This window comes from Citrobacter sp. Cpo147 (assembly GCF_030332405.1).
GTDB lineage: Bacteria > Pseudomonadota > Gammaproteobacteria > Enterobacterales > Enterobacteriaceae > Citrobacter > Citrobacter portucalensis.
On record NZ_JAOWHX010000030.1, the window covers coordinates 573,412 to 585,311 of the forward strand.

General features: G+C 52.2%; 8 protein-coding genes. 5 read left to right on the forward strand and 3 right to left on the reverse strand.

Annotated features, from left to right (window positions below; all coding sequences use genetic code 11):
* Positions 1–200 precede the first annotated feature (200 nt).
* From OGY06_RS05395 to ldtC, 3 genes are all read left to right on the forward strand, one after another.
* Positions 201–1,265: an acyltransferase family protein gene (locus OGY06_RS05395; RefSeq protein WP_003832275.1), complete on the forward strand. Its 1,065-nt coding sequence runs from the start codon at positions 201–203 to the stop codon at positions 1,263–1,265.
* A 118-nt stretch (positions 1,266–1,383) separates the two neighbouring features.
* The gene (gene mfd / locus OGY06_RS05400; protein WP_218667493.1) at positions 1,384–4,830 is read left to right on the forward strand and encodes a transcription-repair coupling factor; all 3,447 of its coding nucleotides are present in this window, start codon (positions 1,384–1,386) and stop codon (positions 4,828–4,830) included.
* A 155-nt stretch (positions 4,831–4,985) separates the two neighbouring features.
* Positions 4,986–5,951 (forward strand): L,D-transpeptidase LdtC, encoded by a 966-nt coding sequence (gene ldtC / locus OGY06_RS05405; RefSeq protein ID WP_286604889.1) that lies wholly within the window; start codon positions 4,986–4,988, stop codon positions 5,949–5,951.
* A gap of 86 nt (positions 5,952–6,037) precedes the next feature.
* Here ldtC and bhsA read toward each other — a convergent pair whose 3' ends face one another.
* Positions 6,038–6,295: a multiple stress resistance protein BhsA gene (bhsA, locus tag OGY06_RS05410; protein WP_003030810.1), complete on the reverse strand. Its 258-nt coding sequence runs from the start codon at positions 6,293–6,295 to the stop codon at positions 6,038–6,040.
* 242 nt (positions 6,296–6,537) lie between these two features.
* On the opposite strand from bhsA, the gene comR reads away from it, so the two are divergent.
* Both comR and OGY06_RS05420 read left to right on the forward strand, forming a co-directional pair.
* Positions 6,538–7,173: a TetR family copper-responsive transcriptional repressor ComR gene (comR, locus tag OGY06_RS05415; protein ID WP_286604891.1), complete on the forward strand. Its 636-nt coding sequence runs from the start codon at positions 6,538–6,540 to the stop codon at positions 7,171–7,173.
* Between the two features lie 254 nt (positions 7,174–7,427).
* Positions 7,428–9,608, forward strand: a complete 2,181-nt coding sequence (locus tag OGY06_RS05420; protein ID WP_286604893.1) for a TonB-dependent siderophore receptor — start codon at positions 7,428–7,430, stop codon at positions 9,606–9,608.
* Positions 9,609–9,665: 57 nt separating this feature from the next.
* On the opposite strand, the gene OGY06_RS05425 is transcribed toward OGY06_RS05420, so the two are convergent.
* On the reverse strand, positions 9,666–10,205 hold the full coding sequence (locus tag OGY06_RS05425) for a glycine zipper 2TM domain-containing protein (RefSeq protein ID WP_003030814.1): 540 nt from the start codon (positions 10,203–10,205) through the stop codon (positions 9,666–9,668).
* Positions 10,206–10,373: 168 nt separating this feature from the next.
* The gene (gene ndh / locus OGY06_RS05430) at positions 10,374–11,678 is read right to left on the reverse strand and encodes an NADH-quinone dehydrogenase (protein ID WP_003832263.1); all 1,305 of its coding nucleotides are present in this window, start codon (positions 11,676–11,678) and stop codon (positions 10,374–10,376) included.
* Between the last annotated feature and the right edge of the window lie 222 nt (positions 11,679–11,900).

Here is an 11,900-nt window from a genome sequence, read left to right on the forward strand (position 1 = left end):
ATGACTGAACCGTAAGTGTTCGTCAGCACTATTCCTAAAAGTATAAATAAATCAATTCGCTAAAGTTGTCCCTCTTCCCTTCAGCCCGGGTCCCTGATCTTTATCTTAAAAAAACAAAATGCAGACAGTTACGCATTACAGCGCACAGTGGGTTGCGCAGGATGGCAGGCTATAGCCAACAATATGGATACGCCGTCTCGATGAAGAAAAAAGAACTATGGATTAATCAAATCAAAGGGTTATGTATTTGTCTGGTGGTGATTTACCACTCGGTAATCACATTTTACCCGCACCTTACTACTTTTCAGCATCCGCTTTCAGAGCTGCTGAGCAAATGCTGGATTTACCTCAATTTGTACCTGGCGCCATTTCGCATGCCGGTGTTTTTCTTTATTTCGGGATATCTGATCCGTCGCTACATTGATAGCGTCCCGTGGACAACCTGCGTGGAAAAACGGATCTGGAGCATTGCCTGGGTGCTGGTACTTTGGGGTGTGGTGCAATGGCTGGCGTTAGTCGCGCTCAATAACTGGTTGGCCCCACAGCGCGATCTGAGCCATGCCGCCAACGCCGCTTATGCCGATTCGATCACAGGTTTTACCCACGGAATGCTGACCGCCAGCACCAGCTTGTGGTATCTGTATGCGCTGATTGTCTATTTTGTTCTGTGTAAGATTTTCAGCCGCTGGGCGGCGCCGCTGTTGGCGTTATTTGTGGTGCTGAGCGTGGCGATCAATTTTGTCCCGACGCCGTGGTGGGGAATGAACAGCGTGATTCGCAATCTGCCCTGGTACAGCCTCGGTGCATGGTTTGGCGCAACGCTGATGGTATGGATCAAGGAGGTGCCTCTGCGCCGCCATGCGGTCATTGTTCTGGTTAGCGCAATCGCCGCCGTCGTCGCGTGGCTGGCAAATGTCTCACTATTACTTTCTCTGCTTTCCATTGTGCTGATCATGAAGCTGTTTTATCAATTTGAGCTGCGCTTTGGTATGCGTGAGTCCGGCCCGTTAAGCGTGATTGGTGCCAATACCATTGCCATCTACACCACCCATCGTATTCTGGTTGAGCTGTTCAGCTTAACGCTAATCCCTAAAATCAATTATACCGCCTGGCCTGCCTATGCGGAGCTGGCCCTGCTGCTGGTGTATCCGTTCGCCTGCCTGCTGCTGTGCACCTTGTTTGGCCTGTTGGTACGTAAAATTTCACAAAAAACAGTGGCCGATCTGCTCTTTTCCCCGCCTTCTTTATCGGCTGTCTCGCGCTAACCCCTACGCGCTTTTTGCCCCCATCAGGGGGCGAATCAATTTGCTTATGAGAAACGATCACGGATAATAAAGAACATTGCTTATCAGATGTATATCTAAACGAGATCCTAACAACCGAATGCCTGAACAACATCGTTATACGCTCCCGGCGAAAGCTGGCGATCAGCGCCAGTTAGGTGAGCTTACCGGTGCAGCCTGCGCAACGCTGGTCGCCGAAATCGCCGAACATCACGCGGGTCCAGTGGTCCTGATCGCGCCGGACATGCAAAATGCGCTGCGTCTGCATGATGAAATTCGTCAGTTTACCGACCAGATGGTGATGAACCTGGCCGACTGGGAAACGCTACCCTACGACAGCTTTTCTCCCCATCAGGAGATTATCTCCTCGCGGCTCTCCACGCTGTATCAACTGCCTGCCATGCAGCGCGGCGTGCTGATCGTTCCGGTAAATACACTGATGCAGCGCGTTTGTCCGCACAGCTATCTGCACGGCCATGCGCTGGTCATGAAAAAGGGCCAGCAACTTTCACGTGACGCTCTGCGTGAACAGCTGGACAGTGCGGGCTATCGCCATGTTGATCAGGTCATGGAACACGGCGAATACGCCACCCGCGGCGCGTTGTTGGATTTGTTCCCGATGGGCAGCGAGTTGCCTTATCGTCTGGATTTCTTTGATGACGAAATCGACAGCCTGCGTCTGTTTGATACCGACACCCAGCGCACGCTGGAAGAAGTCGATGCCATTAATTTGCTTCCCGCGCACGAATTCCCGACTGACAAAACGGCCATCGAGCTATTCCGTAGCCAGTGGCGCGATACCTTTGAGGTGAAACGCGACGCCGAACATATTTACCAGCAGGTCAGCAAAGGCACGTTACCTGCGGGTATTGAATACTGGCAACCGCTGTTTTTCAGCGAGCCGCTGCCGCCGCTGTTCAGCTACTTCCCCTCCAATACATTATTGGTGAATACCGGTGATATCGAGACCAGCGCAGAACGCTTCCAGGCCGATACCCTGTCACGCTTTGAAAATCGCGGTGTTGATCCGATGCGCCCGCTTCTGCCGCCGGAATCGCTGTGGCTGCGGGTTGATGAGCTGTTTTCTGAACTTAAACGCTGGCCGCGCGTTCAACTGAAAACCGAGAGTCTGGCGAACAAAGCAGCAAATACCAACCTCGGGTTCCAGAAGCTGCCGGATATTGCCGTTCAGGCGCAGCAAAAAGCGCCGTTAGATGCGTTACGTAAATTCCTTGAAGGCTTCACCGGTCCGGTAATTTTCTCGGTGGAAAGTGAAGGCCGCCGTGAAGCGCTTGGCGAACTGCTCGCCCGTATCAAAGTGGCGCCGAAGCGGATATTGCGACTCGATGAAGCCGTAGATAACGGTCGTTATCTGATGATTGGCGCAGCTGAGCACGGCTTCATCGATAGCAAACGCAATCTGGCGCTGATTTGTGAAAGCGATTTGCTTGGGGAACGCGTGGCGCGCCGCCGCCAGGATTCTCGTCGCACCATCAACCCGGATACGTTAATTCGTAACCTCGCAGAGCTGCATCCCGGTCAACCGGTGGTGCATCTGGAGCACGGCGTGGGTCGTTATGCCGGTATGACCACGCTGGAAGCGGGCGGCATCACCGGTGAATACCTGATGCTCACTTATGCCAACGACGCCAAACTGTACGTGCCGGTGTCGTCACTGCATCTGATCAGCCGCTATGCCGGTGGCGCGGAAGAGAATGCGCCGCTGCATAAACTTGGCGGCGATGCCTGGTCACGCGCCCGACAGAAAGCCGCTGAGAAGGTGCGCGATGTTGCGGCAGAGCTGCTGGATATTTATGCCCAGCGCGCGGCGAAAGAAGGCTTTGCCTTTAAGCATGACCGTGAACAGTACCAGCTGTTTTGCGACAGCTTCCCGTTTGAAACCACGCCTGACCAGGCGCAGGCGATTAACGCGGTACTCAGCGATATGTGTCAACCGCTGGCCATGGACCGCCTGGTGTGCGGCGACGTCGGCTTTGGTAAAACCGAAGTCGCGATGCGCGCGGCCTTTCTCGCCGTAGAGAACCACAAGCAGGTTGCCGTGCTGGTGCCGACCACCCTGCTCGCACAGCAGCACTTCGACAACTTCCGCGACCGCTTTGCCAACTGGCCGGTACGCATTGAGATGTTGTCCCGTTTCCGTAGCGCCAAAGAGCAAGCGCAGATTCTGGAGCAAGTTGCCGAGGGAAAAATTGATATTCTCATCGGCACGCACAAACTGCTGCAAGCGGATGTGAAGTTAAAAGATCTGGGTCTGCTGATTGTCGATGAAGAGCACCGTTTCGGCGTTCGCCACAAAGAACGCATCAAGGCGATGCGCGCAGATGTCGATATTCTGACCCTGACGGCAACGCCTATTCCACGTACGCTCAATATGGCAATGAGCGGCATGCGCGATCTGTCGATTATCGCCACACCACCCGCTCGTCGTCTGGCGGTCAAAACCTTCGTGCGCGAATACGACAACCTGGTGGTACGCGAGGCGATCCTGCGTGAAGTTCTGCGCGGGGGACAAGTTTATTATCTGTTTAACGACGTCGAAAACATCCAGAAAACCGCTGACAGGCTGGCTGAACTGGTGCCGGAAGCGCGTATTGGTATCGGTCACGGACAAATGCGCGAGCGCGAACTGGAACGCGTGATGAACGATTTCCACCATCAGCGTTTTAACGTGCTGGTGTGTACCACCATTATCGAAACCGGGATCGACATCCCCACCGCTAACACCATCATCATCGAACGAGCGGATCACTTCGGTTTAGCGCAATTACACCAGCTGCGCGGTCGTGTGGGACGTTCTCACCACCAGGCTTACGCCTGGCTGCTGACGCCGCATCCGAAAGCAATGACCACCGACGCGCAAAAACGTCTGGAAGCCATCGCCTCGCTGGAAGATTTGGGCGCAGGTTTTGCGCTGGCGACCCACGACCTCGAAATTCGCGGCGCCGGGGAATTACTGGGTGAAGATCAGAGTGGTTCCATGGAAAGCATCGGCTTCTCACTGTATATGGAACTGCTGGAAAACGCGGTCGATGCGCTCAAAGAAGGGCGTGAGCCGTCACTGGAAGATCTCACCAGCCAGCAAACCGAAGTTGAACTGCGCATGCCGTCTCTGCTGCCGGATGACTATATCCCGGATGTAAACACCCGACTGTCGTTCTACAAGCGCATTGCCAGTGCGAAAGGCGAAAACGAACTGGAAGAAATTAAGGTTGAGCTGATAGACCGTTTTGGCTTGCTGCCCGACCCGGCTCGTACGCTGCTGGATATCGCCCGTTTACGCCAGCAGGCGCAGAAACTGGGGATCAGAAAGCTCGAAGGCAATGAAAAAGGCGGTACCATTGAATTTGCCGAGAAAAACCACGTCAACCCGGTCTGGCTGATTGGTTTACTGCAAAAGCAGCCGCAGCACTTCCGTCTGGACGGTCCAACCCGGCTGAAATTCATGCAGGAGTTGAGCGAGCGTAAAACGCGGATCGACTGGGTCCGCCAGTTTATGCGTCAGCTTGAAGAAAACGCCGTAGCATAAGCATAGCGAACAGGCCGGGTGAGCACACCACTCACCCGGCCTGATGAATTTACAAACTCTTTGCACTTCCCTGCACTTCCCGACACAGCAAACAGCCATAATTCTCGTTTACTTTTACATAATAAAAACCACGTAAAAACAATGGATTTATGGTGATGTTAAACTATAAACGACTCTCTCGCTGGCTCGCCTTTTTTACGCTTGCAGCGACATTCGCGTTAGCACTTCCGGCTCAGGCAAACACCTGGCCGCTGCCGCCACCGGGAAGCCGTCTGGTGGGTCAGAATGCCGTTCATTTTGTTGAAGACAATGGCGGTTCTCTGGAGGCGATTGCGAAAAAGTACAATGTCGGCTTTCTCGCGCTACTGCAGGCCAACCCTGGCGTTGACCCTTACGTACCACGTCCGGGCAGCGTTTTGACGATCCCGTTACAAACTCTGCTACCTGACGCCCCGCGCGAAGGTATTGTTATCAACCTCGCCGAACTGCGTCTTTATTATTACCAGCCGGGGACCAATTCGGTGACCGTGTATCCTATTGGTATTGGCCAGTTAGGTGGTGACACGCTGACGCCTACGATGGTAACCACCATCTCTGATAAACGCGCCAATCCCACCTGGACGCCAACGGCAAATATCCGCGCGCGATACAAAGCAAACGGGATTGACCTGCCTGCCGTTGTGCCTGCCGGTCCGGATAACCCGATGGGCCATCATGCGATTCGCTTAGCGGCATACGGCGGCGTGTACCTGTTGCACGGTACAAATGCTGATTTTGGCATCGGAATGCGTGTCAGTTCCGGCTGTATTCGTCTGCGCGACGGTGATATCGAAACCCTGTTCCGTCAGGTAACGCCCGGAACTAAGGTCAATATTATCAATACGCCGATTAAAGCATCCGTAGAGCCTAATGGCGTGCGCCTGGTGGAAGTACACCAACCGCTGTCCGAAAAAATCAATGACGATCCGCAACTGCTGCCGATCGTGCTGAACGCGTCCATGCAGACATTTAAAAATGCGGCGCAAACAGATACCGCCGTCATGGATCATGCGATGGAGATTCGCTCAGGCATGCCGGTCGATGTGACCCGTCATCATGACGTTGCTCAACAACCGCTGTAATCGTAGCGTATAAAAAAACCCCCGCTGGATTTTATTCCGCGGGGTTTTTTTATTTAACTCGCAGTGGCATTGCGATGGGTTAAATCTTATTTGTAGATAACAGCAGTTCCGTGAAGAGTGTTAGGACCGGTAACGGAAGTAATACGGAAAGACTTAGCACCCATCTCATCGGCTTTCTGCGCCAGTTGATCTTCCAGAGAACCTAAGTTAGTCCCCGCATTCGCAGAAATAGTACCGACTTTCTCTTGACCCGCAGGAGTGGACTGAACTTCAACAGCGGCAAAACTTGCAAATGACAGTGAGCTAAGAACAGCAGCGACAAACAGTGTTTTTACGTTTTTCATGATAGTGACCTTTAGCAGATGAATGGGTGTCGAAAATATTAACTTAACGATCGATAGGTAAATGATAGATGTGATCCAGGTCACACGTCAACATTTTTTATAATGATCGTTATATAAAATATAAAGGTCTTATTTTTCATGCTAATAGCTATAAATTATTTTTATCGTGAATCCGCTGGAGTGTGCAGTCGAATATTTTTATAATGGTTATTCAATAAACCCAACAAAGGTACATCGGCGCCATGACAACTGAAACGACAGGTTGTGCAAAAAAAAGCCGTGGCCGACCAAAAGTGTTCGACAGGGAAGCCGCGCTTGATAAGGCCATGACACTCTTCTGGCAGCACGGATATGAAGCGACATCACTCGCCGATCTCGTGGAAGCCACCGGCGCAAAAGCGCCCACGCTGTATGCGGAGTTCACCAATAAAGAAGGGTTGTTCCGTGCCGTACTGGACCGCTACATCACCCGCTTTGCGGCGAAACACGAAGCCCAACTGTTTTGTGAAGAAAAAAGCCTTGAGTCCGCACTAGAAGACTATTTCACCGCCATAGCGACCTGCTTTACCAGCAAGGACACCCCGGCGGGATGTTTCATGATTAACACTTCTGCGACGCTGGCGGCCTCTTCCCGCGATATTGCGCACACGGTGAAATCCCGCCATGCAATGCAGGAACAGACGCTTACCCAGTTTCTTCGCCAGCGCCAGCAACGAGGCGAAATTCCAGCCCATTGCGACGTGCAAAAACTGGCCGAATACCTGAACTGTATTTTACAAGGTATGTCGATCAGCGCCCGGGAAGGTGCAACGTTTGAAAAACTGATTCAGATCGCACACACAACGCTGCGTCTGTGGCCCGAACTCGTCAAAGCTTAACCCTTTCCCGTAATTCCCCCGCAGTACTCACAACCCGGGAGCTGATAAAGCCCCCGGTTAGAATTTCACGCATTACCCCTACATTCTTCATTGTTTTCATCATCTTACCCGATCATTTTTTGTAAAATGTATTGATAACGACAATTATTATCAGCAATATTCGCATTTGTTTTAACGCCTGTTTCACAATGTAACCATCGGTTTCTTTACCGTCATAACAAAAACAGATCGACTCTTTTTTAAAAGGAATACAAATGCATAAGCGTCTCTGGGTGCTCAATCCTCTCCTGTTGTCTTTAACCCTTCCGGCCATTGCGGCTGAGGAAGAGAATCTCATAGTCAGCGCCAACCGTAGCCAGCGCACCGTGGCAGAAATGGCGCAAACGACCTGGGTTATTGAAGGAAGCGAGATTGAACAACAGGTTCAGGGAGGAAAAGAGTTCAAGGATGTTCTTGCTCAGCTAATCCCAGGAATCGATGTTAGTAGCCAGGGACGCACAAACTACGGCATGAACATGCGTGGTCGCGCCATTGTCGTGCTCATTGACGGCGTCCGTCTGAACTCCTCGCGAACCGACAGCCGTCAACTTGACTCCATTGACCCGTTTAATATTGCGCACATTGAAGTCATTTCAGGCGCAACCTCACTTTATGGCGGTGGCAGTACCGGCGGATTAATCAACATTGTCACCAAAAAAGGCCAGCCGGAGCGTGAAGTAGAACTCGAACTGGGGAGCAAAAGCGGTTTCAACAATAGCAACGATCATGATGAACGTGTTGCCGCGGCGGTGAGTGGCGGAACCGATCGCGCTTCCGGGCGTATGTCCGTCGCGTATCAACGATTTGGCGGCTGGTATGACGGTAATCACGATGCCCTGCTGCTGGATAACACCCAAACCGGGCTACAGCACTCCGATCGTCTGGACATCATGGGCACCGGGACAATTGAACTTGACGACAACCGTCAGTTGCAACTGGTTACTCAGTACTATAAGAGTCAGGGGGATGACGATTACGGGCTGGATCTCGGCGAGAACATGTCCGCCGTGACCGGAAACGGCAAAGCATACACCAGCAGCGGACTGAATTCCGATCGTATTCCCGGCACCGAACGTCATCTTATTAGCCTGCAATATTCAGATGCAGATTTTTATGGCCAGAACCTGGTCAGCCAAATCTATTACCGTGATGAATCACTGAAATTCTACCCCTTCCCTACGCTCAGCAAAGGTAAGGTCACCAATTTCTCCGCATCACAGCAGGACACAGACCAGTTTGGTGCCAAAATTACTCTCAACAGCCAGTTGATGGATAACTGGGAGCTGACGTGGGGTGTCGATGCCGATCACGAAACCTTCGACTCCAATCAGAAATTCTTCGATCTGGCCTGGTCCCTACCCTCCGGCGGTATGGATAACCGTACAGCTTATACTACCGGGCGTTACCCCGGTTACAGCATCACCAACTTCGCGCCTTTCCTGCAAAACAGCTATGACATTAACGATATCTTTACCCTCAGCGGCGGCGTGCGCTATCAGTGGACCGAAAACAGGGTTGATGATTTCGTTGGCTATGCTCAACAGCAGGGAATCGCGACCGGGCTTGCGAACTCTGCCGATACCATTCCAGGCGGCAAAACCGATTATGATAATTTCCTGTTCAACGCCGGTATCCTTGCCCACCTGACCGACCGTCAGCAAACGTGGTTTAACTTTTCTCAGGGCGTGGAGCTTCCGGACCCAGGGAAATATTACGGTAACGGTACCTATTCGCTGGTTGGCGATCATTACCAGCTCCAGCGCAGCGTCAACGTGGCGGATTCACGTCTGGAAGGGATTAAAGTGAACTCGTACGAACTGGGGTGGCGCTACACCGGCGATAGTCTGCGCACGCAACTGGCCGCTTACTACTCGACTTCGGATAAATCGATCGTTATCAACCGCAGCGATATGACCATTAACGTTCAGCCCGACGATCGCCGCATTTATGGCCTTGAAGGTGCAGTGGATTATTTCATTGCGGATACGGACTGGAGTCTGGGCGGCAACTTCAATGTCATTAAATCGGAAGTGAAGCAGAACGGTAAATGGCAAAAATGGGATGTCACGCTGGCCTCACCGTCCAAAGCAACCGCGTGGGTCGGCTGGGCACCAGAACCGTGGACCTTGCGCGTACAGAGCCAGCAAACATTTGATCTGACCGACGCCAGCGGTAACAAGCTCGATGGCTATAACACCATGGACTTTATCGGCAGCTATCAGCTCCCGTTGGGTAAGCTGACCTTCAGCGTGGAAAACCTGCTGAATGAAGAGTACACCACACTGTGGGGACAACGTGCGCCACTGCTGTACAGCCCAACCTACGGCAGCCCGTCACTGTATGAATACAAGGGCCGGGGTCGTACTTTTGGTCTGAACTACGCCTTAACCTTCTGATAAAAAAAGCCCCCCAGCCTGAGCGAATGGGGGGCTAATGTTCAGGATAATGCTATTTTACGCTTTGTTATTCAGTACCAACTGTCCGTTGTTATCCAACGGAATTTGCGCACCGGGGTCCTTATCCATACGGATTTTCCCCTGCTGATCGCCAATTTTGTACGTCACGTCGTAGCCCAGCATCTTTTCAGATTTGTCATACACCGTTTTACAACGTTGCTGCGTGGTGGTGTAAGTATCGTTTTCCTGCATCGAACCCTGAATCTGGTTACCTGCATAGCCGCCGCCTAAAGCACCGGCCACGGTGGCAATATCTTTACCACGTCCACCACCAAACTGATGCCCAATAACACCACCCGCAACCGCGCCCAGCACGGAACCCGCGATACGGTTTTCATCTTGTACCGGCTTACGGTGCGTGACCGTTACGTTCCGGCACTCCTGACGTGGTGTTTTTACTGACTCTTTAATCGGTGTTGCAGAGACAACTTGCGCATACTGTGGGCCACGCTCGAAAACGTTCAGACTGGCCACCGCTGCAACACCCAGCGCAGCAGCTACGCCAATCCCTATACCCGCCAACATTGATTTATTCACGGGACTTCCTCCTTTTTTGCTATTAGCAACAACTTTGCAACAGAAGGTAAGGAATGCCAATCAGATTACGGATGAAAATAGCGGGAGGTGGAGCGAAAGCGGAATGATTCAGACAACTCTGAAGGAAGGCGCCGGATGCGTAAACTCATCCGACGCCACAAGTCGATATTAATGCAGTTTCAGACGTGGGCGAATCACCCGGTTGATACTGCCGACCAGCATCATCAGGCCGGTTTTGAAGTAGCCGTGCAAAGCAATCTGGTGCATGCGGTACAATGAGATGTACACAAAGCGCGCAATACGCCCTTCCACCATCATCGAACCACGGGTCAGGTTGCCCATCAGGCTACCCACGGTAGAGAAGTTAGAGAGCGAGACCAGAGAGCCGTGATCTTTGTACTGATACGCTTTCAGCGGCTTGCCGTTCATCTGTGCCAGAATATTGTTCATCGCACAGGTCGCCATCTGGTGTGCAGCCTGAGCGCGCGGAGGCACAAAACCGCCTTCCGGACGGGCGCAGGAAGCGCAGTCGCCAATCGCGTACACGTCAGGATCGCGCGTGCTCTGCAGAGTTGGCTCAACCACCAGTTGGTTAATACGGTTCGTTTCCAGACCGCCAATGTCTTTCATAAAGTCTGGCGCTTTGATACCCGCCGCCCACACCATCAGATCGGCTTTAATGTATTCGCCATCTTTGGTGTGCAGTCCGCCTTCGTCAGCGCTGGTTACCATCGTCTGGGTCAGTACGCGTACGCCCAGTTTGGTTAACTCATTATGCGCAGCACCGGAAATACGCGGCGGCAACGCAGGCAGAATACGCTCACCGGCTTCGACCAGCGTAACGTTCAGCGCGTCGTTGGTCAGCCCTTTGTAACCATAGCTGTGCAGTTGTTTTACCGCATTGTGCAGCTCAGCGGAGAGTTCAACCCCCGTCGCACCGCCACCCACAATGGCGATATTCACTTTTCCGTTAGCGCCCAGATTCGCGGAATACTTCAGGAACAGATTCAGCATCTCCTGGTGGAAACGACGCGCCTGATGCGGGTTATCGAGGAAAATGCAGTTTTCTTTCACGCCAGGGGTGTTGAAATCGTTGGACGTACTGCCCAACGCCATCACCAGCGTGTCATACGGCACTTTACGCTCAGGAACCAGCAGCTCACCCTTCTCATCACGCAGCTCAGCGAGAGTAATGGTCTTCGCTTCACGATCGATATCCACCACCGAGCCTAACTGGAACTGGAAGCCATGGTTACGGGCATGAGCCAGATAACTCAGCGCATCCACACCTTCGTCCAGTGAACCCGTCGCCACTTCATGCAGTAACGGTTTCCACAAGTGACTGTGGTTTCTGTCTACCAGTGTGATTTTGGCCTTTTTCTTACGCCCGAGTTTTTTACCCAGCTGCGTCGCCATTTCCAGTCCGCCAGCACCGCCGCCGACAATCACGATCCTTTTCAATGGTGTAGTCAACGTGACCCCCTCAAATTTATTAACCAATTGTTAATTAAAGGTTATAAGCATAGCCTTTAATTAACAACAAGTTACGGTAATGAAAATGTTCTTCGAGAGTGAGAATAACACGAACGGTGCATTGGTCATACCAAAATTGATGTGTATCAAGTTTTGATGCTGAAAAGATAGACAACCGGAACTTTAAGAACAAAAAAACAGCCCGATGGCTGTAATGCCAGT

Coding starts and splice junctions, on each gene's coding strand:
- OGY06_RS05395 (WP_003832275.1), top strand. CDS start 201: ATGAAGAAAAAAGAACTATGGATTAATCAAATCAAAGGGTTATGTATT.
- mfd (WP_218667493.1), top strand. CDS start 1,384: ATGCCTGAACAACATCGTTATACGCTCCCGGCGAAAGCTGGCGATCAG.
- ldtC (WP_286604889.1), top strand. CDS start 4,986: ATGTTAAACTATAAACGACTCTCTCGCTGGCTCGCCTTTTTTACGCTT.
- bhsA (WP_003030810.1), bottom strand. CDS start 6,295: ATGAAAAACGTAAAAACACTGTTTGTCGCTGCTGTTCTTAGCTCACTG.
- comR (WP_286604891.1), top strand. CDS start 6,538: ATGACAACTGAAACGACAGGTTGTGCAAAAAAAAGCCGTGGCCGACCA.
- OGY06_RS05420 (WP_286604893.1), top strand. CDS start 7,428: ATGCATAAGCGTCTCTGGGTGCTCAATCCTCTCCTGTTGTCTTTAACC.